This window comes from Tritonibacter scottomollicae (assembly GCF_032924845.1).
Taxonomy (GTDB): domain Bacteria; phylum Pseudomonadota; class Alphaproteobacteria; order Rhodobacterales; family Rhodobacteraceae; genus Epibacterium; species Epibacterium scottomollicae.
The window spans coordinates 3,415,243-3,438,708 of record NZ_CP136704.1 but is presented as its reverse complement, the minus strand read 5'-3'; the positions used below and the strand labels follow the sequence as shown (position 1 = coordinate 3,438,708).

The 23,466-nt window shown below is 60.9% G+C and carries 18 protein-coding genes and 2 tRNA genes; 10 read left to right on the top strand and 10 right to left on the bottom strand.

Features of this window, described 5'->3' with window-relative positions:
• Window positions 1-6: 6 nt before the first annotated feature.
• Complete coding sequence (locus R1T40_RS17045) at window positions 7-930, top strand: hydrogen peroxide-inducible genes activator (protein WP_317384965.1); 924 nt, start codon at window positions 7-9, stop codon at window positions 928-930.
• 97 nt (window positions 931-1,027) lie between these two features.
• On the opposite strand, the gene R1T40_RS17040 is transcribed toward R1T40_RS17045, so the two are convergent.
• Window positions 1,028-1,114, bottom strand: a tRNA-Leu gene (locus R1T40_RS17040).
• Window positions 1,115-1,284: 170 nt separating this feature from the next.
• Window positions 1,285-1,371, bottom strand: a tRNA-Leu gene (locus R1T40_RS17035).
• A 191-nt stretch (window positions 1,372-1,562) separates the two neighbouring features.
• On the opposite strand from R1T40_RS17035, the gene R1T40_RS17030 reads away from it, so the two are divergent.
• The gene (locus R1T40_RS17030; protein WP_317384964.1) at window positions 1,563-2,552 is read left to right on the top strand and encodes a complex I NDUFA9 subunit family protein; all 990 of its coding nucleotides are present in this window, start codon (window positions 1,563-1,565) and stop codon (window positions 2,550-2,552) included.
• Between the two features lie 51 nt (window positions 2,553-2,603).
• Here R1T40_RS17030 and R1T40_RS17025 read toward each other — a convergent pair whose 3' ends face one another.
• On the bottom strand, window positions 2,604-3,407 hold the full coding sequence (locus tag R1T40_RS17025) for an undecaprenyl-diphosphate phosphatase (RefSeq protein ID WP_317384963.1): 804 nt from the start codon (window positions 3,405-3,407) through the stop codon (window positions 2,604-2,606).
• A 237-nt stretch (window positions 3,408-3,644) separates the two neighbouring features.
• Between R1T40_RS17025 and R1T40_RS17020 the strand changes: the two genes are divergently transcribed.
• The 6 genes from R1T40_RS17020 (at window position 3,645) to R1T40_RS16995 (ending at window position 14,520) form a co-directional block, all read left to right on the top strand.
• Window positions 3,645-5,087 (top strand): NAD(P)-dependent oxidoreductase, encoded by a 1,443-nt coding sequence (locus tag R1T40_RS17020; protein WP_317384962.1) that lies wholly within the window; start codon window positions 3,645-3,647, stop codon window positions 5,085-5,087.
• A 74-nt stretch (window positions 5,088-5,161) separates the two neighbouring features.
• Entirely contained in the window at window positions 5,162-9,694 is a 4,533-nt protein-coding gene (gltB, locus tag R1T40_RS17015) for a glutamate synthase large subunit (RefSeq protein ID WP_317384961.1), read from the top strand.
• 157 nt (window positions 9,695-9,851) lie between these two features.
• Window positions 9,852-10,592, top strand: a complete 741-nt coding sequence (gene mtgA / locus R1T40_RS17010; protein WP_317384960.1) for a monofunctional biosynthetic peptidoglycan transglycosylase — start codon at window positions 9,852-9,854, stop codon at window positions 10,590-10,592.
• Between the two features lie 69 nt (window positions 10,593-10,661).
• Window positions 10,662-11,327: an FtsZ-binding protein FzlA gene (fzlA, locus tag R1T40_RS17005; RefSeq protein WP_106164410.1), complete on the top strand. Its 666-nt coding sequence runs from the start codon at window positions 10,662-10,664 to the stop codon at window positions 11,325-11,327.
• A 69-nt stretch (window positions 11,328-11,396) separates the two neighbouring features.
• On the top strand, window positions 11,397-12,443 hold the full coding sequence (gene queG, locus R1T40_RS17000) for a tRNA epoxyqueuosine(34) reductase QueG (protein ID WP_317384959.1): 1,047 nt from the start codon (window positions 11,397-11,399) through the stop codon (window positions 12,441-12,443).
• Window positions 12,444-12,513: 70 nt separating this feature from the next.
• Window positions 12,514-14,520 (top strand): hydantoinase/oxoprolinase family protein, encoded by a 2,007-nt coding sequence (locus R1T40_RS16995; RefSeq protein WP_317384958.1) that lies wholly within the window; start codon window positions 12,514-12,516, stop codon window positions 14,518-14,520.
• 79 nt (window positions 14,521-14,599) lie between these two features.
• Here R1T40_RS16995 and msrA read toward each other — a convergent pair whose 3' ends face one another.
• Both msrA and msrB read right to left on the bottom strand, forming a co-directional pair.
• Window positions 14,600-15,115: a peptide-methionine (S)-S-oxide reductase MsrA gene (gene msrA, locus R1T40_RS16990; RefSeq protein ID WP_317384957.1), complete on the bottom strand. Its 516-nt coding sequence runs from the start codon at window positions 15,113-15,115 to the stop codon at window positions 14,600-14,602.
• Window positions 15,112-15,561 carry a peptide-methionine (R)-S-oxide reductase MsrB gene (msrB, locus tag R1T40_RS16985; protein ID WP_106164414.1) on the bottom strand — a complete coding sequence of 150 codons (450 nt, stop codon included), beginning with the start codon at window positions 15,559-15,561 and terminating at the stop codon, window positions 15,112-15,114. The genes msrA and msrB overlap by 4 nt, the downstream gene beginning before the upstream one ends.
• A gap of 157 nt (window positions 15,562-15,718) precedes the next feature.
• Between msrB and R1T40_RS16980 the strand changes: the two genes are divergently transcribed.
• The gene (locus tag R1T40_RS16980; RefSeq protein WP_394804999.1) at window positions 15,719-16,252 is read left to right on the top strand and encodes a glutathione peroxidase; all 534 of its coding nucleotides are present in this window, start codon (window positions 15,719-15,721) and stop codon (window positions 16,250-16,252) included.
• 4 nt (window positions 16,253-16,256) lie between these two features.
• Here R1T40_RS16980 and R1T40_RS16975 read toward each other — a convergent pair whose 3' ends face one another.
• From R1T40_RS16975 to ade, 4 genes are all read right to left on the bottom strand, one after another.
• Window positions 16,257-17,168, bottom strand: coding sequence for a DMT family transporter (locus tag R1T40_RS16975; RefSeq protein ID WP_317384956.1), 912 nt, complete (start codon window positions 17,166-17,168; stop codon window positions 16,257-16,259).
• Between the two features lie 138 nt (window positions 17,169-17,306).
• Window positions 17,307-17,600 carry an HU family DNA-binding protein gene (locus R1T40_RS16970; protein WP_005618395.1) on the bottom strand — a complete coding sequence of 98 codons (294 nt, stop codon included), beginning with the start codon at window positions 17,598-17,600 and terminating at the stop codon, window positions 17,307-17,309.
• Window positions 17,601-17,742: 142 nt separating this feature from the next.
• A complete protein-coding gene (locus R1T40_RS16965; RefSeq protein WP_317384955.1) occupies window positions 17,743-19,209 on the bottom strand; it encodes an AMP nucleosidase in 1,467 nt (488 codons plus the stop codon).
• The gene (gene ade / locus R1T40_RS16960) at window positions 19,202-21,007 is read right to left on the bottom strand and encodes an adenine deaminase (RefSeq protein WP_317384954.1); all 1,806 of its coding nucleotides are present in this window, start codon (window positions 21,005-21,007) and stop codon (window positions 19,202-19,204) included. The genes R1T40_RS16965 and ade overlap by 8 nt, the downstream gene beginning before the upstream one ends.
• Before the next feature lie 315 nt (window positions 21,008-21,322).
• Between ade and R1T40_RS16955 the strand changes: the two genes are divergently transcribed.
• Window positions 21,323-22,513: a hypothetical protein gene (locus R1T40_RS16955; RefSeq protein WP_317384953.1), complete on the top strand. Its 1,191-nt coding sequence runs from the start codon at window positions 21,323-21,325 to the stop codon at window positions 22,511-22,513.
• Between the two features lie 5 nt (window positions 22,514-22,518).
• Here the strand turns inward: R1T40_RS16955 and R1T40_RS16950 are convergent, their stop codons facing one another.
• On the bottom strand, window positions 22,519-23,466 hold the full coding sequence (locus R1T40_RS16950; RefSeq protein WP_317384952.1) for a GlxA family transcriptional regulator: 948 nt from the start codon (window positions 23,464-23,466) through the stop codon (window positions 22,519-22,521).

The window sequence follows — 23,466 nt, the reverse complement described above, 5'->3', positions numbered from 1 at the left end:
AATCCTATGATGAACATCACCCTCAAACAGCTCCGTTATTTTGAAGCCCTGACGCGCTACCGTCATTTTGGTCGCGCCGCAGAGACCTGTGCGATCTCGCAGCCCGCCTTATCCGTGCAGATAAAGGAGCTGGAAGAAACACTTGGCGTTGTTCTGTTTGAACGTAGTGCGCGGCAGGTTCGGCTGACAGGGTTCGGGCAGGATTTTGCCGAACGCGCCCGCGACGTCCTGCGGGCTGTGGATGAGCTGGGCGATCTGGCCCGGCTGGCCAAGGATCGAATGGTGGGACGTCTTCGAATTGGGGTGATCCCGACCGTTGCACCGTATCTGCTGCCCACCTTGATCCATCAGTTGAATACTCAGCACAGCGGATTGGACGTGCATATCCGCGAAACACTGACGCAGAGACTGATTGCCGAGTTGCTCGACGGGCGGCTGGATACGGCCATCGTGGCACTGCCGGTGTCCGAACCCGGCCTGGTCGAGACCCCTCTGTTTGAAGAGAAGTTCGTATTGGTACGCAACGCTCAGGACGCCGAGGCTCCGGTCCCGTCGCCCGAAGGCATGCGGGAGATGAAGCTTCTGCTGCTGGAAGAGGGGCATTGCTTTCGCGATCAGGCGGTCTCCTTCTGCCACCTCCGCCCAGCCCTTGCCCGCGACGGCCTCGACGGTAGCTCGCTGTCGACGCTGGTTCAGATGGTCGGGGCCGGCATCGGCGTGACGATCATTCCGGAAATGGCTGTATCAGTCGAAACCCGCTCTGCCCCGGTTGCATTGGCGCGTTTCCCGGGCGAGGAGCCGGGTCGTTCGCTCGGTATGGTCTGGCGCAAGACCAGCCCCCTGGCGCCGCAACTAAATGAGATCGCCGAGGTTGTGCGCAACTCCGCAGAGACTCTTCACGCGCAAAATCAGCACTTGTTGCCAATCTGACCGTGTCATTCAAACGCCAATATAGCTGCCAGCATATATCATGCGACTGCGCACCCACTGATACGGGTGATAAATTATCATGTATTTTGAAGAATAATGGTGCCCAGAAGAGGACTCGAACCTCCACGTCCTTGCGGACACTAGCACCTGAAGCTAGCGCGTCTACCAATTCCGCCATCTGGGCACGGATATCGTGGTCAGCCGTATAGGAGGAAATCAAAGGGGCAGCAAGCGGAAAATGCTCTGGGCGCGGGCATATTTTCAGCCACCCTCAACACGGCTGAACCGCGCGCATTTGTCTTTCAACTCAATGAGTTGCTCTGACTAGTCTAGCTACATTTAAGGGGGTATAAATGGTGCCCAGAAGAGGACTCGAACCTCCACGTCCTTGCGGACACTAGCACCTGAAGCTAGCGCGTCTACCAATTCCGCCATCTGGGCACGGATATCGTGAGAGCGGCGTATAAGCAAAGTCGCGAGGAGCGTCAAACGGATTTTTGACATTTTTGCAAAACCTCCGCTCATTTCCCGCAAATCACACGCCTGCAGGACCGCCAGCGGCGTTTTGCGCCTTGTTTGAAAGGGCTTGGGGCGGTAAATCGGATCAACAGCTACGCGAGAGGAGCCAAGTCATGTCGAAACTGGTCACCATCTATGGCGGATCGGGGTTTGTCGGTCGCTACATCGCGCGCCGCATGGCGAAAGAAGGCTGGCGCGTTCGCGTCGCCGTGCGCCGCCCCAACGAGGCGATGCATGTCAAACCCTATGGCGTTCCGGGCCAGGTTGAACCTGTCTTCTGCAACATTCGCGACGATGCCTCTGTTGCGGCCGTCATGGCCGGAGCGGATGCCGTGGTGAACTGCGTCGGCGTCCTGAGTGAGACTGGCAAGAACACATTCAGCGCCGTTCAGGCAGAGGGCGCCGGTCGGATTGCGCGAATCGCTGCTCAGAATAATGTCGAACGCCTCGTCCAGATCTCCGCCATTGGCGCAGATGCCGCAGGGTCGAGCGACTACGCACGCACCAAAGGCGAAGGCGAGGCCGCCGTACTGGCAGCCTATCCCGACGCCATGATCCTGCGTCCTTCGATCATTTTTGGCCCCGAGGACCAGTTCTTCAACCGCTTCGCCAGCATGACCCGCCTAGGCCCCGTGCTACCGATCGCCGCCGGCAGCACCCGCTTCCAGCCGGTCTATGTCGACGATGTCGCCAAGGCAGCAGTTGCCGGGCTTACCGGCGAGGCCAAGCCGGGCGTCTTTGAGCTGGGCGGCCCGGAGGTGAAGAGCTTTTCCGAACTGATGACACAAATGCTCGAAGTGATTCATCGCCGCCGGCTCGTGGCGTCCTTGCCAAACTTTGTCGCGCGCTTGATGGCCTTCAGCTTTGATCTGGCCCAGTCCGCGTCCTTCGGGCTCTTTCAGAACGGGCTCTTGACCCGTGACCAGCTGAAAAACCTGCAGAACGACAATGTTGTCTCTCAGGACGCAAACGGGTTTGCAGACCTCGGAATTGAGCCAATCACCCTTGGCGCTGTCCTGCCCGACTACCTGTGGAAGTTCCGCCCCTCCGGCCAGTACGATGAGCTGATGAAATCGGCGCGCAACCTGCACGGCGACGTCTGATCCTTACCTCATCGGATTTGTGACAAAAGGCGTGGCGATTGCTGCGCCTTTTTAGCTATAGGCGATCCCGAGCAGCACGACACCAAGGATCACGCGATAGATCACATAGGGCGTAAAACTCACCGACTTGAGCAGGCGCATCATCAGAGCCAAGGCCGCCAGGGCGGCCCCCATTGCAAGCAGTGCAGCAATCCCCATGTCCCGCATCAGGGCGACGTCGGCCTCGATCGCAACCTCGGCCCCCAACAAAACGCCGGAGGCGATAATCGTCGGGATTGACATCAACATGGCGATCCGCGCGCCGTCCTTCCGGTCATACCCCAATTGACGGGCGCCAGTGATGGTGATGCCAGAGCGCGATGTGCCCGGGATCAGTGCAATCATCTGCCACAGCCCCATGATCAACGCATCGCGCAGGCCCCAATCGTCCATCGACTTGTGGGTCCTCCCCCATTGATCGGCGATATAAAGCACCAGCCCGAAACCGAGCATGGTCCAGCCGATCACGGCCACCGACCGCAACGCGTCGCTGAAACCGCTGAAATGCAGGAATGCGCCAAAGAGCACGGTCGGAATCGTTGCCACGATCAACCCCATCGCAAGCCGTGACCCTTCCATGTCCCAGCGCCCGGTCAAGGCCCGCGGCAGCCCCATGAGCCCCACCCGCACGTCACGCCAGAAGTAGATGACAACGGCGGCAAGCGTGCCGACGTGGACAGCAACGTCGATGGCCTGTCCCTGATCCTGCATTCCAGTCAAACTCGGCAATAAGATCAGATGACCTGACGAGGAAACTGGCAAAAATTCAGTAATGCCCTGAATCAGGGCAACGAGGATGAGCTGGAACAAAGGCATAAATCAGGGACCGAAGGCTATGCTGCGCGAAGGCCGCAGCTTCGGCATCCTGTATAGCTCCCTTGATTTTATGAGAAAGTCTATTTTTAGGACCGGATCGGATCTAAAAATACTGTACAAAGCCACCGGAACGGCTATTCACAGACAGCTAGTCAAGTAATAGGTCAGCATTACTGACGTACTACTTGAGCTTCAAGACTTTGTACTGTCGCCGCCAGCTAAAAGGAGAGTGTCACCGTGGCCAAGCAACCGATGCTTAAGTTCGTGAAGATTGATCGCGATATGCCCGTGAAACGGGCGGCGGAAACGCGCAAGGAAGATTTCGACGAGATCTATGCGGAATTCGCCGCGATCAAGGCAGAAGAACAGGCAAGCCGCTGCAGCCAATGTGGCGTGCCCTATTGCCAGTCGCACTGTCCGCTGCACAACAACATCCCCGACTGGCTGAACCTGACGGCCACCGGTCGCCTGAAAGAGGCCTATGAGACATCGCAGGCCACCAACACCTTTCCGGAAATCTGCGGCCGCATCTGCCCGCAGGACCGCCTGTGCGAGGGCAACTGCGTCATCGAGCAATCCGGCCATGGCACAGTCACCATCGGCGCGGTTGAAAAATACATCACCGACACTGCTTGGGACAAAGGCTGGGTGAAGCCCAACGCCCCGCGCGCCGAGCGTGAGGAATCCGTAGGTATCATCGGTGCGGGCCCAGGTGGCCTGGCGGCGGCGGACATGCTGCGCAAGGCTGGCGTGCAGGTCACCGTCTATGACCGCTATGATCGCGCAGGCGGCTTGCTGACCTATGGCATTCCCGGCTTCAAACTGGAAAAAGACGTGGTCATGCGCCGCAACCAGTTGCTGGCCGACGGCGGCGTCACCTTCGTGATGAACTGCAACATCGGCGAGGATATCTCGTTTGACGAGATCCGCGGCAAACATGACGCGGTGATCATCGCCACCGGTGTCTACAAGTCCCGCGACCTCACCATGCCCGGCTCCGGCGCCACCGGCATCGTCAAGGCGATCGACTTTCTCACCGCCTCCAACCGGGTGGCGAACTTTGGCGACAGCGTGCCGGAGTATGAAGACGGCACCTTCAACGCCGACGGCAAGAACGTGGTGGTGATCGGTGGCGGTGATACGGCCATGGACTGCCTGCGCACCTCGATCCGCCAAGGCGCCAAATCGGTGAAATGCCTCTACCGTCGCGACCGCGCAAACATGCCCGGCTCGCAGCGCGAGACTCAGAACGCCGAGGAAGAAGGCGTGGTGTTCGAATGGCTGTCCGCCCCCAAGGGCTTCACCGACGAGAGCGGCAAGGTCACGGGCGTTATGGTGCAGAAGATGCGCCTGGGTCAGCCCGATGCCTCTGGCCGACAATCCCCCGAGGTGATCGAGGGCGCCGACTACGTTGAGGACGCCGATCTGGTGATCAAGGCGCTTGGCTTTGAACCCGAAGAGCTGCCGACGCTCTGGGACCAACCCAACCTTCCGGTGACCCGCTGGGGCACCATCAAGGCGGAGTTCCGCACCGGCGCGACCAACCTCGATGGTGTCTATGCGGTGGGGGACATCGTGCGCGGTGCCTCTCTCGTGGTCTGGGCGATCAAGGATGGTCGCGATTGTGCCGAGGCAATCCTGGAACGCTTCACCACCAAGGCGGCTGTCGCAGCCGAGTAATCAACAGGTTCCCGAGCGGTCCGGCGCCCCTGACACAGGCGCGGCGCCACCGCCAGGCAGAGGAGAATACACAGATGACCAAATATGATGAGAACTGGGTCCGCGCAGAAGAAGCCAAGCGCCAGTGGATGGCCGAAAACGGTCTTTACTCTGAGGAAGAAGAGCATTCTTCCTGTGGTGTGGGGCTTGTGGTCTCCGTTGACGGCAGTAAGAGCCGCAAGGTGGTTGAGGCCGGCATCGACGCACTAAAGGCGATCTGGCATCGTGGTGCGGTGGATGCCGATGGCATGACAGGCGATGGCGCGGGCATTCACGTGCAAATCCCGGTGCCTTTCTTCCACGATCAGGTCAAGCGCACCGGCCACGAGCCGCGCAAGGATGAGCTGATGGCCGTGGGTCAGGTGTTCCTGCCACGCACCGATTTTGGCGCTCAGGAAACCTGCCGGACCATCGTCGAGACCGAAGTGCTGCGCATGGGGTACTATATCTACGGCTGGCGCCATGTGCCGGTGGATGTGACCTGCCTCGGCGACAAGGCCAACGCAACCCGCCCCGAGATCGAGCAGATCCTGATCTCCAACGCCAAGGGTGTGGACGAAGAAACCTTCGAACGCGAGCTTTACGTCATCCGTCGCCGCATCGAGAAGGCCGCTGCCGCCGCGCAGGTTGGCGCGCTCTATATCGCGTCGCTGTCCTGCCGGTCGATCATCTACAAGGGCATGATGCTCGCCGAACAGGTTGCAGTCTTCTACCCCGACCTGATGAACGAACGGTTCGAAAGCGCCTTTGCGATCTATCACCAGCGCTATTCCACCAACACCTTCCCGCAGTGGTGGCTGGCACAGCCGTTCCGCATGCTGGCCCACAACGGCGAGATCAACACGTTGAAGGGCAACGTCAACTGGATGAAGAGCCATGAGATCCGCATGGCGTCTTCGACCTTTGGCGACCACGCCGAGGACATCAAGCCGATCGTCGCCAATGGGTCTTCGGACTCCGCAGCACTGGATTCGGTGTTTGAGGTTCTGGTGCGCGCAGGCCGCTCCGCACCTATGGCAAAAACCATGCTGGTGCCGGAAAGCTGGTCCAAACAGGCCGAGGAACTGCCGCAGGCCTGGCGTGACATGTATTCCTACTGCAACGCCGTGATGGAGCCCTGGGACGGGCCCGCCGCGCTGGCGATGACCGATGGCCGCTGGGTCTGTGCTGGTCTCGACCGCAACGGTCTGCGCCCGATGCGCTATGTGGTCACCGGCGACGGTCTGGTCATTGCGGGCTCCGAGGCCGGCATGGTGCCGATCGACGAAGCCTCTGTGGTGGAAAAGGGCGCACTGGGTCCGGGTCAGATGCTGGCCGTGGACATGAAGAAGGGCGAACTCTACCACGACGTTGAAATCAAGGATAAACTTTCCCGCGCGTTGCCCTTTGGCGACTGGGTGGCGAAAGTCAACGATCTGGACGCGGTGCTGGGCAGCGTGCAGGAGACGCCCCTGTTCTCCGGCGAGGAGCTGCGCCGCCGTCAGGTTGCTGCCGGCTATACCATCGAGGAGCTGGAGCAGATCCTGTCGCCGATGGCCGAGGACGGCAAGGAGAGCCTTGCTTCCATGGGCGATGACACCCCTTCTGCGGTGCTATCGAAGCAATATCGCCCGCTGAGCCACTTCTTCCGCCAGAACTTCTCTCAGGTGACCAACCCGCCGATCGACTCTTTGCGCGAATTCCGCGTGATGAGCCTGAAGACTCGCTTCGGCAACCTCAAGAACGTGCTCGACGAGGACAGCTCCCAGACCGAGATCGTGGTGCTGGAAAGCCCCTTTGTCGGCAACTCGCAATGGGACAAGCTGGTCGAGAACCTCGGCTCCAAACTGGCCGAGATCGATTGTTCCTTCGCCCCCGGCAAAGGGTCGCTGCACAGCGCGCTGGCCCGCATTCGCGCCGAGGTGGAAGAAGCCGTGCGCTCCGGCGCTGGCCATATCGTTCTGACCGATCAGCACTCAGGTGCGGGCAAGGTCGCGATGCCGATGATCCTGGCGACATCCGCCGTACACTCGCATCTGATCCGTCAGGGCCTGCGCACCTTCTGCTCGCTCAACGTGCGTTCGGCGGAGTGTATAGACCCGCATTACTTCGCAGTGCTGATCGGCTGTGGTGCAACCGTGGTGAACGCCTATCTGGCGGAAGATTCGCTGGCCGACCGCATCGAGCGCGGATTGCTTGATGGCTCCCTGACCGAGAATGTCGCCCGCTACCGCGAGGCGATCGATCAGGGCTTGCTGAAGATCATGGCGAAGATGGGCATCTCCGTGGTGTCGTCCTACCGTGGTGGCCTCAACTTCGAGGCGGTGGGCCTGTCGCGCGCCATGGTGGCAGAGTATTTCCCCGGCATGACCTCGCGGATTTCCGGCATTGGTGTCTCGGGGATTCAGGTGAAGGCCGAGGAGATCCACGCAAAGGGCTGGGATACCGCGGAAAACGTGCTGCCGATCGGCGGCTTCTACAAGGCACGCAAATCGGGTGAGACCCACGCCTGGGAAGCCACCTCGATGCATATGATGCAGATGGCCTGCAACCGCGCGTCTTTCGAGATGTGGAAGCAGTACTCGGCCAAGATGCAGTCAAACCCGCCGATCCATCTGCGTGATCTGCTGGACATCAAGCCGCTGGGCAAGGCGATCCCGATCGAAGAGGTGGAATCGATCACCTCGATCCGTAAACGCTTTGTCACCCCGGGCATGTCGCTGGGCGCACTCAGCCCCGAGGCGCACAAGACCCTGAACGTGGCGATGAACCGGATCGGCGCCAAGTCCGACTCCGGTGAGGGCGGCGAAGATCCGGCGCATTTTGTGCCAGAAGCCAACGGCGACAACCCGTCGGCGAAGATCAAGCAGGTGGCGTCGGGCCGTTTTGGCGTGACAGCCGAATACCTGAACCAGTGCGAAGAGCTGGAGATCAAGGTCGCTCAGGGCGCCAAGCCCGGCGAGGGCGGTCAGCTGCCCGGCATGAAGGTCACCGACCTGATTGCGCGCCTGCGTCACTCCACCAAAGGTGTCACGCTGATTTCGCCGCCGCCGCACCATGACATCTACTCGATCGAGGATCTGGCGCAGCTGATCTACGACCTGAAGCAGATCAACCCGCGCTGCAAGGTGACGGTGAAGCTGGTGGCCTCCTCCGGTGTTGGCACCATTGCCGCCGGTGTGGCCAAGGCGAAAGCCGACATCATCCTGATTTCGGGCCACAACGGCGGCACCGGGGCCTCGCCTGCGACCTCGATCAAATACTGCGGCCTGCCGTGGGAGATGGGTCTGACCGAAGCGCATCAGGTTCTGGCAATGAACAACCTGCGCGGCCGCGTCACCCTGCGGACCGATGGTGGCCTGCGCACCGGGCGTGATATCGTCATGGCCGCGATGATGGGCGCCGAGGAATACGGCATCGGCACCGCCGCACTGATCGCGATGGGCTGCATCATGGTACGCCAGTGCCAGTCCAACACCTGCCCGGTGGGCGTCTGCACCCAGGACGAGGCACTGCGCGGCAAGTTCACCGGCAATGCCGACAAGGTGGTGAACCTCATCACCTTCTACGCACAGGAAGTCCGCGAGATCCTCGCCTCCATCGGGGCGCGCAGCCTTGATGAGGTGATCGGGCGGGCGGATCTTCTGGCGCAGGTGTCGCGTGGCTCGGCCCACCTCGATGACCTCGACCTGAACCCGCTGCTGATCACCGTCGATGGCTCTGCCAGCATCGTCTACAACCGCGACAAGGACCGCAACGCGGTGCCGGATACGCTGGATGCTGAAATCGTGCGCGATGCCGCTCGGTTCCTCAAGGACGGCGAAAAGATGCAGCTGTCCTATGCGGTGCAGAACACGCATCGCACCGTGGGCACCCGCACCTCCAGCCACATCGTGCAGAACTTCGGCATGCGCAACACGCTGCAGCCCGATCACCTGACGGTGAAACTGCAGGGCTCTGCAGGTCAATCGCTCGGGGCATTCGCCGCGCCAGGGTTGAAACTGGAAGTCTCTGGCGACGCCAACGACTATGTTGGCAAGGGACTTTCGGGCGGCACCGTGGTTGTGCGCCCCTCGATGGCGTCGCCGCTGACCGCGTCTGAAAACACCATTGTCGGCAATACCGTGCTCTATGGTGCAACTGCAGGCTACCTGTTCGCCGCGGGCCGTGCGGGTGAGCGTTTCGCGGTGCGCAACTCCGGCGCCAAGGTGGTGATCGAAGGCTGCGGCACCAATGGTTGCGAGTACATGACCGGCGGCGTTGCTGTCATCCTCGGCACCATTGGCGCGAACTTCGGGGCCGGCATGACCGGCGGTATGGCCTATCTTTACGATCCAGAAGGCACCGCCGAGCATCTGATGAACATGGAAAGCCTCGTCACCTGTCCGTTGACTGTGGACCATTGGGAGGCAGAGCTGAAAGCGCTTGTCGAACGTCATCTGGCGGAAACAGGCAGCCGCAAGGCCGCCGAGATCCTGCAGCACTGGGATAGCGAAAAGCAGCATTTCCTGCAGGTCTGCCCAAAGGAGATGCTGAACAAGCTGCCGCATCCCATCGCAACGGAATCTTCGGCGATCCCCGCCGAATAACTCAACGATCCCCGAGAATAAGATCCTATCTTATTCCTGAAACTGAGCCCCGCAGTGTTTCGACCTGTGGGGCGCTTTTTTGCCCCGAACACTGCAACCTGCCAAGCTGGACGTTTCCCTGTTGGAGAGCAGCGGTTCTCTGTCTTATAGAGAGCCCATGGCAAAGGCAGCACGCAAGAAGACATCCCGCAAATCGAAATCGAAGCCCGCACGGTTCAGCCCGCGCGCGCTCTATCTCCGCCTGCGTCGTTGGGCGCTGCGGGCTGCACTTGGCGGCCTGGCCTTTCTGCTGGCGATGATTCTGCTTTACTCCGTGGTGAACCCGCCACTCACCCACACGATCTGGACCGAGAAGCGTCGCCTCGGCCATGTGGAACGTGAATGGGTCCCCATCGAGGACATCGCCCCTGCCCTCGCCCGCTCCGTTGTGGCGGCAGAGGATGCGCGATTCTGTGAACACTGGGGATTTGACGTCAATGCAATCCGCAACGCGCTGGAAGCGGGCGCAAATCGCGGGGCGTCGACGATCACGCAGCAGGTCGTGAAGAACGTCTTTCTCTGGCAGGGACGCAGCTGGGTACGTAAAGCGCTGGAGACTTTTATGACCCCCGTGGTCGAAGCCACCTGGAGCAAGCGCCGCATCGTCGAGGTCTATTTGAATGTGGCCGAGATGGGCAATGGTGTGTTTGGCGCCGATGCCGCCGCGCAGCACTATTTCGGTATCGGTGCAGATGCGCTCAGCTCACAGCAGGCGGCACTGATCGCAGCGCTTCTGCCCAACCCGAAAGAGCGATCAGCCGCTCAACCCGGCAATTTCATGCGCAAAAGAGCGCGCCAAATCATGGATGGCGCCGCCACCATCGAGCGTGACGGGCGCTCGGCCTGTTTCGAGCATTGAAGTTTCCGCTCTGGCAAGGCATTGCTGGAGAAACCCGACCTCATCACAACCGGAGAGCACTTGACGCCCATGGCACGTCTCTATCACGTCCCCCTGTCCCCCTTCTGCCGCAAGGTCCGCCTGTCGCTGGCAGAAAAGAAGATAGAGGTGGAGCTTGTCGAGGAACGCTACTGGGAGAAGGACGCGGACTTCCTGCGTCGCAACCCTGCGGCCAAGGTCCCGGTGTTGCGTCTCGACGGCATGTTGATGGCCGAAAGCGCCGCCATCTGCGAATACATCGAAGAAACCCGCCCCGACCCGTCACTGATGCCAAAGACCGCGCCCGAGCGGCTGGAAGTGCGCCGTCTGGTCAGCTGGTTCGACGACAAGTTCCACAGCGAAGTGACCTCGAAGCTGCTCTATGAGCGGGTGAACAAGAAGATGACCGGCGAAGGCTATCCCGACAGCTCGAACGTGAAATCAGGCGCCAAAGCGATCAAGTATCACATCGACTATATGTCCTGGTTACTGGATCACCGGCGTTGGTTGGCGGGGGACAACATGACGCTGGCAGATTTCGCGGCCGCGGCGCATTTATCGTCGCTCGATTACATCTCGGATGTGGACTGGAACCGCTCTGCCGTGGTCAAGGATTGGTACGCCAAGATCAAATCCCGCCCCGCCTTCCGCTCTATCCTGGCCGATCAGGTGTCTGGCTTCCGTCCGCCGTCGCATTACGCGGATCTTGATTTCTGAGACCGCTCTGGGGGCGCTGCCCCCTCCGGACCTTGCGGCCCGTTCACCCCCGAGGGTATTTCTGAAAAGATGAATGACGTCGGCGATATAAAGTCACGGCTTGTGGAACAGGCACGCGCCGAGGGGTTTGTCTCTGCGCGCATCTGTCGGCCATGGGATGTGCCGGAGGTGCCAGAGCGGCTGCGCGCGTTTCTCGATGCTGGACACCATGGCCAGATGGGCTGGATGGCAGACCGGGTGAACTGGCGTGAAAATCCGGCCGCACTCTGGCCGGAGGCGCGCTCTGTCATCATGCTGGCGGAAAGCTATACGCCGGATGAAAACCCGATGTCGGTTGTGGGCTTGCCGGACCGCGCTGCGATCTCCGTCTATGCCCGCGGCAAGGACTACCATGATCTCGTCAAGAAACGGCTGAAGCGACTGGCGCGCTGGTTGATTGCCGAGGCGGGTGATGAAACGCAAGTGAAGGTGTTTGTCGACACAGCTCCAGTGCCAGAAAAGGCGCTGGGACAGGCTGCCGGCTTGGGTTGGCAGGGCAAGCACACCAACCTTCTGAGCCGAGATTGGGGAAACTGGGCCTTTTTAGGCTCTGTTTTTACCACATTGGAGCTGCCCATCGACCCGGCTGAACCGGATCATTGCGGCTCCTGCAAGGCCTGCCTGACGGCCTGTCCGACGGACGCCTTTCCAGCGCCCTACCAGCTGGATGCGCGGCGTTGCATTTCTTATCTGACGATCGAACATAAGGGACCCATCGACGAGGAGCTGCGCGGCAAACTCGGCAATCGGATCTATGGCTGTGACGATTGTCTGGCGGCCTGCCCCTGGAACAAATTTGCGGTTGAAGCCTCCGACATCCGCTATGCTGCGCGGGAGGGTACGGTTGCGCCGCCGCTGGCCGAGCTGGCGCAACTGGATGATGCCGATTTTCGCGCGCGTTTTTCTGGCTCGCCGATCAAACGGATCGGGCGGGATCGGTTTGTGCGCAATGTGCTTTATGCCATCGGAAATTCCGGCGACCCCGGCCTGTTGTCCGATGCCCAACGGCTGTGTGAAGATCCCGATCCCACCGTGGCCGATGCTGCGCGTTGGGCCGTGATGCGACTGCAGGAATGACGCAAACAGAGTGGACGTGACGCGAATGGTCGTGACACCCATGCAGGCGTGAACAGAATTCGAGGATAACATGGCATTGTTGCTTGGGGTGGACACCGGGGGCACCTACACGGATGCGGTCCTGATCCGCGACGAAAAGGAAGTGATCGCTTCGGCCAAAGCGCTCACCACCCGACAGGATCTGGCGATCGGGATTGGTGGTGCCGTGCGGGCGGTGCTGGAACAATCCGGCGCTTCACCCAATGAGGTGTCCTTGGCGGCCCTGTCCACGACCCTGGCCACCAATGCGCTGGTTGAGGGACAGGGCGGGCGTGTGGCGCTCATCTACATCGGCTTTTCCGAACAGGATCTGGACCGCCATGGCCTCAATGAAGCGCTGAAAGGCGACCCGGCGCTGATCATCTCTGGCGGCCATACCCATGCGGGCAGTGAGGCGAAACCACTCGACACAGAGGCCCTGATTGCCTTTTTAGAGACTGAAACTGCCGGTGTGAGCGGCTTTGCCGTCGCCGGGGTCTTTGCCACTCGCAACCCCGCGCATGAGCTGGAAGTGGCGAAGATTATCCAGGAGCGCACTGGCGCGCCGGTGACCTGCTCGCATCAGCTCTCGGCCAAGCTGAACGGACCCAAGCGGGCGCTGACAGCGGTGCTGAACGCGCGCCTCATCGGCATGATCGACCAGCTTATCAATCGCGCGGCGGACACGCTGGCGCATATCGGGATCGAAGCCCCGATGATGGTGGTGCGCGGGGACGGGGCCCTGATGTCGGCGCAGCAGGCGCGCAGCCGGCCGATCGAAACGATCCTCAGCGGGCCTGCCGCCTCGATCGTCGGTGCGCGCTGGATGACCGGGGCTGAAAACGCACTGGTCAGCGACATTGGTGGCACCACCACCGATGTCGCACTGATCGAACGTGGCCTGCCCAAGATCGACCCCGAAGGCGCGTTGGTGGGGGGCTTTCGCACCATGGTGGAGGCAGTGGCCATGCGCACCACCGGCCTTGGTGGTGACAGTCAGGTGCATCTCAACACCGATGGTCTGGACGGTGGCGTGACGCTTGGTCCGCGCCGGGTACTGCCGGTTTCCCTCGTTGCCGCCGAGGCACCTGATGTCGTGCATGCCGCGCTTGAGGCGCAGCTGCGCGCGCCTGTGGTGGGGGAGTACGACGGTCGATTTGTCCGCGCCGTCGAAGGGCAGCCCGCAGTTGGTCTGTCGGAACGAGAGGCCACTGTTCTGGCACGGGTCGGCACCGGCGTCCGTGCACTGGGTGACGTGCTGCGCACCCGGATGGAGCACGGGGCGCTGAACCGCTTGGTTGACCGTGGTCTGGTGCAGATTGCGGGTATCACGCCCTCCGATGCCAGCCACGTCCTGAACCGGGTTTCCGCATGGGATCGAGACGCGGCAGAAAAGGCCCTGACGATATTTGCCCGCCGCCGGATCGGAAGCGGCGACACAGTGGCCGAAGACGCGAAAGCGCTGGCGCAGATGATCGTCGACCAACTGACGGAGCAGACGGCGCTGACGTTGCTGGAATCAGTTTTTTGCGAAGAGCAGACCTCGTTTGGGGGCAACCCAAAGGATCTCGCCCGTCATATCCTGCTGCAGCGTGGTCTGGCGGGGCATCGGGGCGTGTTGGCACTGGATGCGCGCGTGAACGTGGATGTGATTGGTCTTGGCGCTTCTGCCCCAAGCTATTACCCGGCGGTGGGTGATCGGCTGCGCTGCAGAATGATCCTGCCGGAACACGCCGGGGTCGCCAATGCCATCGGTGCCGTCGTCGGGCGGATATCCCAACGACGGAGCGGAACCGTCACCTCCCCGTCCGAGGGCAAGTTCCGGGTGCATTTCGACACCGGTCCGCGAGATTTCACGGCCAGTGCGGAGGCCCTGGAGGCGCTGGAAAAATATCTGCGCGCGGACGCCGTCGCCGCCGCCGAAGCAGCAGGGGCCGGCGATATCCACGTACATGTCAGCCGGGACATCCGGACCGCAGAGGTCGAAGCGCGGTCGATCTTCGTCGAAGCGCTGCTGACGGTGCAGGCCAGCGGCCGCCCGCGCGTTGCGCATCAGTAGCATCTGAAATGGCAAACGGCCGTCCTGTACCGGACGGCCGCTTCTGGGTTCAGGGCCTGATATCAGGCTCTAATCAGGTTTATTCCGCTGCTTGATTCCGCTTGGGCAAGACCCAGTCGGGACGAGCAAAGTGGCAAGTGTAGCCACTTGGCAGGCGCTGCAAATAGTCCTGATGTTCGGACTCGGCCTCCCAGAAATCGCCTACGGGCTCCACTTCTGTCACCACTTTGCCAGGCCAGATGCCAGAGGCATCCACATCGGCGATCGTGTCCAGCGCCACCGCTTTCTGCGCCTCATCCACATAGTAGATGGCGGAGCGATAGCTCATGCCGACGTCATTGCCCTGGCGATTCTCTGTGGTGGGATCGTGGATCTGGAAGAAGAACTCCAGCATTTCACGGTAGGAGGTCTGCTCGGGATCAAAGATGATCTCGATCCCCTCAGCATGAGTACCATGGTTCTGATAGGTCGCGTTCGGGACATCGCCGCCGGTATAGCCGACACGGGTGCTCAGCACGCCTGTGCGCTTCCGGATCAGCTCCTGCATGCCCCAGAAACAACCGCCAGCCAGAACGGCACGTTCGGTATTGCTCATCGGTGGTCCTCCACTTGATTGATGTAGGCGCCATAGCCTTCCGCCTCCATGTCGTCGAGGTGGATAAAGCGCAAGGACGCCGAGTTGATGCAGTAGCGCAGGCCGCCCCGATCCGCCGGTCCATCAGGAAAAACATGCCCGAGATGACTGTCGCCATGGGTGGAACGCACTTCGGTGCGGATCATGCCGAGGGTCCGATCCTCGATTTCCTGCACATGGGCGGACTCGATCGGCTTGGTAAAACTCGGCCAGCCACACCCCGACTCATATTTGTCGGCAGAAGCAAACAGCGGCTCGCCGGAGACGATGTCCACATAGATACCGGGTTCCTTGTTGGACAGCAGCTTGCCCGTGCCCGGCCGTTCGGTTCCCGCATTTTGCGTAACGTGGAATTCCTCTTCCGACAGCGCTGCGACGGCATCTGGGTTCTTGAAGTATTTGGTCATGGGCCCCTCCCACATGATTGATAGGGCAATATTTGGGGTCGGAGACTGCGCTTTCAAACCCCAATGCGCAAGAGGGTGACTGGCATTCACCTCCTCCCGTGAGCAAAAGTGATCCATCCTGCGGGACGGTCCGTATACTTTCAAAAGGAGAGTTCTGATGCGCGTGTTTCTGGCAGGGATGTTGATGTTGTTTGGGATTTTCGGAATGTCGACGGTAAACAGCGCGCCGCTACAAGGCACGTTTCAATCCATAGATGGCGAGACCCTCGATCTGGAGAGCTTTCGCGGGCAGCCGGTGCTTGTGGTCAACACGGCCTCAATGTGCGGGTTTACCGGACAGTATGATGGGCTGCAGACCCTCTACGATACCTATCGTGAACGGGGTCTGATTGTGCTGGCCGTCCCGTCGAATGACTTCAATCAGGAGCTTTCCAACGCCGAAGAGGTGAAAGAGTTCTGCGAAACCCGTTTCGATCTCACATTGCCGATGGCGGATATCACGCAGGTGACCGGTCAGGACGCCCATCCGTTCTTTCGCGAAGTGGCACAGCAGACCGGGTTTGTGCCGCGCTGGAACTTCAACAAGATCCTGCTGTCACCAGACGGAAATGTTGTGAAGACTTGGGGCTCCCTCACGCGGCCAATGTCCGGTGCGATCCGTCAGGCCGTCGAAGGGCAGCTGAACAGCTGAGTTTTTAATCCGCCCGCGCCGAGAGACTGGGCGCCATCGGTGCGGTTCTGGTCGCGGGCTGCCGCGACAGCTGCACCGCAAGAATACCAAGCGTCACGATCCCCACGCCAACCACATCCAGCACTCCGAGGCGCTCTCCCAGCAGAATGCTGGCAATCGCGACACCGAACACCGGGTTGAGGAAGTGGAAGGTCGCCGCCCTCACCGCACCGATCCGGTTGAGCAGCATCACCCAGATCAGCGTCGCCGCCAGCCCGGGCACCAATGTCGTATAGATGAACGCGAGCGCGAGCGGCCAGCTCGGGTCGACGCGAATGGTCTCAAACGTCAGGGCCGCCGGAAACAGCACTGCGGAGCCGATCAGCATCTGCAACCCCACCACCATCATGAAGTTGCCACCTGACGTCGCCCCGCGCAGCGCAAGTGTGGCTGCAGTCAGGGCCAAGACCCCAAGCCCACAGAAGGCCACACCAACAAGGTCGACACCGGCACCAATCCGCGTTCCCATGATCAGGCCGACCCCGGCCACACCGGCCACAAGTCCCAGCAACCCGAGCGGGCGAATTTTCTCACGGAACACGATCAGCGAGGCAAGCGCCACCAGCAGCGGCATGGTCGACGCAATAATGGCGGCCAAAGACGCCTCGATCCATTGCATCGCAACGAAGTTGAGCCCGAGATAGAGCGCATTCTGACAGACGCCAAACACGATGGTCGCCTTCCACTGCCCAGACGTCAGTCGCCATGTCTGCCCAAGGGCACGCGCGATCAGGACACCAATCACGCCGGAGATCAGAAACCGCATCGCCAGCGAAAACAAAGGTGAAGCATCCACAACGATGATCCGCGCCGAGGTAAAGGCAGAAGACCACATCAGGGCAAATGTCAGCCCCATCGCTATTGCACGCAAATCCATCAATGGCCCCTTCGTTGTCATCGCCGGCACGCTAACCAGTTCCCGACGGGGTGAATAGATCGTGATCGGATATTGGTACAAAACAAAAGGGCCGCCCCAAAGGGCAGCCCCGAAGCTGTCGCCAGACCAAAAGGTCTATCAGGCGTCGCCGTTCACGCTGTCTTTCAGCGCTTTGGCGATGGTCATTTTCACGACCTTGTCTGCTTCTTTCATGAACTTCTCGCCGGTGGCCGGGTTGCGCACTTCGCGCTCCGGACGCTCACGGCAATAGATCTTGCCAACGCCCGGCAGAGTCACGGCGCCACCGCCGGACACTTCACGGGTGATCAGGTTGCACACGGCATCCAGCGCGGCGCCAGCGGTTTTCTTGTCGCTGTCCATTTCCTCAGCAAGCGCTGCCACAAGCTGAGTTTTGGTCATCGGTTTGGACATTCTTAGTCTCCTTGAAACTGCCCGACGTGTTGGGGCCTCATCGCGTAACATTAGCGTTATGTTGTGGGACAACACAACGCGTAGCGCATAAGATCAAGCGCCAAACTAGAGATTTTCGGTGGAAAACAGCATATTTTCGCCTTTACAGGAAGGCTGTTTCGTCGAAAGAGCGCAATTTCCGGCTATGAAGGCGCTCCAACGGCATGCTCCGGAGCATTTCCATCGCCTTGATCCCGATCAGCAAATGCTTTGAGACCTGGGTGCGGTAGAAGTCCGAGGCCATGCCCGGCAGCTTCAACTCACCGTGCAGCGGCTTGTCGGACACACACAACAGCGTCCCGTAGGGCACCCGGAAGCGGTATCCGTTGGCGGCAATGGTTGCACTCTCCATATCAAGCGCGATGGCGCGGGATTGGCTGAGGTGCTGCACCGGGCCGGACTGATCCCTCAGCTCCCAATTGCGGTTGTCATGACTGGCGACGGTGCCGGTGCGCATGATCCGTTTCAGGTCATACCCTTCAAGGCCGGTTTCCTGCGCCACCGCCTCTTCCAATGCGACCTGAATTTCGGCCAGCGCCGGGATCGGCACCCAGACCGGCAGATCGTCGTCCAGCACGTGATCCTCGCGCAGATAGGCATGCGCCAGCACGAAGTCCCCCAGCGCCTGCGAATTTCGCAGACCGGCACAATGGCCAACCATCAGCCAGGCATGCGGGCGCAGCACCGCGATGTGGTCGGTGGCGGTCTTTGCATTCGACGGTCCGACCCCGATGTTGACCAGGGTGATGCCGTTCCCGTCCGGTCGCTTCAGGTGATAGGTTGGCATCTGAGGCATCTTTGGGGACCCAGGCAGCACTTCCTCGGCATCGGTAATCTCGACGTTGCCGGTGGAGACAAAGCTGGTGTAGCCGCTGTCGGTATCTGCCAGTTGGGCGCGGGCATAGGCCTCGAACTCGGTCACGTAGAACTGGTAGTTGGTGAACAACACATGGTTCTGGAAATGACCCGGGTCGGTGGCCGTGTAATGCGCCAGACGCGCCAGCGAATAATCAACCCGTTGGGCGGTAAACAGCGACAGTGGTCCGACGCCATTTTCCGGCACATGGGTGCCATTGACGATATCGTCGTTGGTGGTTGCCAGATCCGGTACGTCAAAGACGTCACGCAGGGTGAAACGCGCGGCCCCTTCCTGCGGCACGGTCAAACCGGGGCGAGAGGCAACTGCAAAATGCACCGGCATCGGTGTTTCCGAAACACTCACGACCACAGGCTGACCGTGGTTCTTGATCAACAGGCCAATCTGCTGCTCCAGATAATGTTCAAACAGATCCGGTCTGGTCACCGTGGTTGAATAGGTCCCCGGATCGGCCACATGGCCAAAGCTCAGGCGACTGTCCACCTGCGCATAGGTAGTCGTTGTAAAGCGAACTTCCGGATAAAACGCGCGCATGCGGCTTCCGGGTGCAGCACCTGCGCTCATCGCCGACATGAACTCGTCGCACAGAAAGTTGGTGGCCGCATCATAAAGTTCGATCAACCGGGCCACGGCGGCCTTGGGATCGGTAAAGCTCTGGGCTTCGGGCAGGTCGGGTGTTTTTATGTCAGTCATTGAACGGCTCGATTACTGGAATTTTCTGGAATGTACGCACATCGACGAGGCCGAGATCGCTGATCCTCAGCTCAGGTATGACCACGAGGGCCAGCAACGAGTGCTGCATATAGGCATTGTTGAGCTGGCAGCCGCAGTCCTGCATGGCCGCAACCAGCTTGTCCGCGTCCGCAGCCACCATGGAGGCAGGACGGTCCGACATCAACCCGGCGATCGGCAACTCCACCAGCGCCAGCTCTTCACCATCTCGGAAGATCGTGATGCCGCCGCCAACTTCGGCCAGACGGTTTGCCGCCAGCGCCATCTGCGCGCGGTCGGTGCCGACCACGATCATGTGGTGACTGTCATGGGCGACGGTGGAGGCCATCGCCATCCGCCCCTCATAGCCAAACCCCGAGACAAACGCGTTGGTGACGCCGCCCGTGGCCTGATGACGTTCGACCAGCGCGATCTGACACACTGGCCCCTCACCTTCGACCAGCCCATCCTTGACTGGCAGCTCCGCCTTCAGCGCCTTGGTCGGGGCCTGGTTCTCCACCACGCCGATCACATTGGCGGTGACGGAGTTCGCACCCTCTGGCGCTGCGAGTTCAAAGTCCCGCGCGGTCAGGTGATGCCCCAGATGCACGGTGCCCCGGGCGCTATCCGGCCAGTCCAGATGCGGGCAATCCACCTTGATAGAGCCTGATTCTGCCACGACCTGCCCGCGCGCAATGACCACTTCGATGGGCAAGGTTGTCAGATCCGAGCTCAGGATCACATCCGCCCGCCGACCGGGGGTGAGGGAGCCGATCTCGCGCTCCAGACCAAAATGCGTCGCGGTGTTGATGGTCGCCATCTGGATCGCCACCACCGGGTCACAGCCGCAGGCGATGGCGTGGCGCACCACCCGGTTCATATGGCCATCGTTGACCAGCGTGCCGGAGTGGCAATCATCGGTGCAGAGGATGAAATTGCGAGGATCGAGGCCTTTCTCGGTGATCGCGGTGATCTGCGCCTCGACGTCGTACCAGGCGGAGCCCAGACGCACCATCGTCCGCATCCCCTGCCGCATCCGCGCGATGGCGTCCGCCTCGCAAGTGCCCTCGTGATCATCTGCCGGGCCGCCGGCCACGTAGGCGGCGAAATCCGGCCCCAGATCGGGCGAGGCATAATGCCCGCCGACGGTCTTGCCCGCGCGCTGGGTGGCGGCGATCTCCGCCAGCATCTTGGCATCACCATTGGCGACACCGGGAAAGTTCATCATCTCGCCCAACCCGATGATGCCGGGCCAGTTCATTGCCTCCGACACGTCCTCGGGCGAGATCTCATAACCGGTGGTCTCCAGCCCCGGCGCCGAGGGCGCGCAGGAGGGCATCTGGGTGTAAATGTTGACCGGCTGCAAAAGCGCCTCGTCATGCATCAGCCGCACGCCTTCGAGGCCCAGCACATTGGCGATCTCATGCGGGTCGGTGAACATAGTGGTGGTGCCATGCGGGATCACCGCGCGGGCAAATTCCGCCGGCGTCAGCATGCCGCTCTCGATGTGCATATGCGCATCACACAGGCCTGGCACCATATAGCGCCCTTCGGCCTCGATCACCTGCGTGTCGGCGCCAACGCAGTAAGAGGCATCCGGCCCCACATATGCGATCCGACTAGCCTTGATCGCGATGTCATGGCCATCCAGTACTTCCCGCGTGTGCACATTTACCCATTTGCCGTTACGGATCACCGTATCGGCCGGGGCACGTCCGGCTGCGGTTTCAATCAATTGGGGGGCGACGTCGGGCCAGCTTGGGAAGGTCTTGTTTGTCATGGCCTACTGTCATTGATTGCGATCCGGGGTGCAAGACCCCTAATCTGCGATCATAACAGCCTGATGAACAACAAGTGGGCCTCCGCGCATGGACGGTATCATGCCCAGGAACTGATCGCGGGAGCTTGCGCCGCCTGCCGTTGCGGATAAGTACCGCAGGCAACGACCCGACGGTCGTGACGGACCTGAAGACCGGCCTGCACCAAAGACCTCATATGCCCTGCCCACGCTGATCCCGTATGGATTTCCCGGCCTTGTTCATTCTTCAGTTAACGTGTCACCCTGAGCAAAGACCATGACCACAAGGATCTCGATATGCATGTGATTGCCGATACCGAGGCGCTGGTCGCCGATGGCACCCTGACACCAGACCAGGCCGCGATCCTCGAGCGCCGCTCGCGCGAGGTTATGGTAACGCTCGCAGTAAACGCGATCCTGTGCTTCGGAATTCTTGCCGCCACGGTCGGGTTCATCTTTTGGCTCGCGGATCCGTTTCTGGTGGCAATAGTCGGCGGCTTGATGCTGGCCGGGGGCCTCGCAGTTCTTGCCCGGGCGGGGGTCAACTACGCGATGTTCGGCAACTCCGCCGTATTGATCGGCGTGGGCATGTTGCTTGGCGGCGCGACGGTGGAGTTGGTTGATCGCTACGAGCAACTTGCAGGGTGGGTGCTGGCGCCGGGTGGGGTGCTGGTCGCGCTGATATGTCTCTGGCGCTGGCGGACCAGCGCATGGTCCGCGCGGTTCGTCCTCGGCACGGTCCTGCTGATGGGGCTGAGCATGCATCTTGGCGGTATCGAAATTCTGGCGCAGCTGCATGACCTCGGTCCTCCGTGGCGCAACCTGCTGCTGCTCTATTATGCCGTGGCGCTGGCCGGGACAGGCTGGCAACTGGACGTAAGGCTGATCACCGCTGCTGCCCTGATCCCCTTTGCACAGATTCTGGAAACCGGCACCGCCTATTTCCACGCGGTCTATGCCTTCTACTCCCCCGAGCCGACACTGACGATCCTGCAAATGGGCCTGTTGATCGCTGCCTGCATGTGGGGCGTTGTCCGCGTATCTGAACGGGATGCACGGCATCTGCGTATTCTGGCTGTGATGGGCTTTATCATCGCCAACCTCTGCGCATTGGTCGGGTCAATCTGGGGCGATGTCGTTGGCGAACACCTCTGGGGCCCCGGGCGCTATCGGGACGGCTGGGCAGACTATGAAACCTACAGCGCCGCGCGCGATGCCTTCCGTGAGGCCGCGCTGACCATACCTGAACTGACGTATTCCATACTGTGGGCCATAACGCTCTTGGCGACCATTATATGGGCCGCCTCCCGCACCCAAAGGGGGCTGTTCAACGCGGCGCTCACTTTCGCCGCGATCCATTTCTACACCCAGATGTTCGAAAGCTTCTCAGACGAGCCGTTGGCCTATGTGGTCGGTGGGCTGGGCGCCATTCCGCTGGCCTGGGGTGTCTGGCGCCTCAACCAATGGATGGTGGCACGCAAGATCTGACAAAGTCAGGCCCCTCCCTTGCGCAGCGCCCGAGGCGTCGTCGCAAACTCATTTCTGAAGGCGCGGGTCAAGGCGCTCGGATCTTCGTATCCGCTGCGAGTGGCCACCTCCGACACCGTGATATCAGTCTCTAACAAGAGTCTTCGGGCCTGAATCAGACGCAGCCTGCGATAGACCCCCGCCGGCGTGGCACCTAGATCCGCCTTCATGCGCGCCTCCAGATCCTTTCGTGATCGCCCGATACGTCGTGCGATCTCTGGAATGGGCAGTGGATGCTCCAGATGAGCCTGCATCAGGGCAACGGCACGGGACACAGTTCGCGTCCGCGCCAATGCGGTTTCCGGTGCGGCACCGCCACTTTCAGCACTCATGAACAACGCGGCCACTTCCAGACGCAAGGCTTGACCATGCGCCGCGCCGATCCGTTCGATCATCAGGTCGAATGCGGCCAGCGCGCCGGTGCAGGTGGTGCGGTCCCCGTCGCGCAGGAAACGCGCACGGATCACCTCCACCTCTGGAAATCTCTCTTCAAGCCGCGTGATCTCATGCCAATGGATTGTTGCCTTGCGCCCATCCAGCAAGCCAGCCGCAGCCATCAACCATGGGCCGGTATCGAACCCCGCCATCTCCGCATAGCGGGCCACGGCGGCGCGCAGCGCCCGGCGTGTCTCAGGCCCATCATGGCGCAGGAAATTATAGCTCGGCATGATGGCCAGCATATCACCGGAACAATCGGCAAGCCGCGCATGCGCCGTGACTTCCATACCGGAGGAGGACACCACGGTCCCACCATCGCGGGACAGGAACCGCCAGCGATAGAGCTCCCGTCCGGCCAATGTGTTGGCCGCCCGCATCGGCTCCACCGTGTTTGCCAGACAATGCGCGGAGAAATCATCGAACAGCAGGATATCCACCTGCTGCACCGTCGCAAGATCATTTGTCCATTTCTGCAT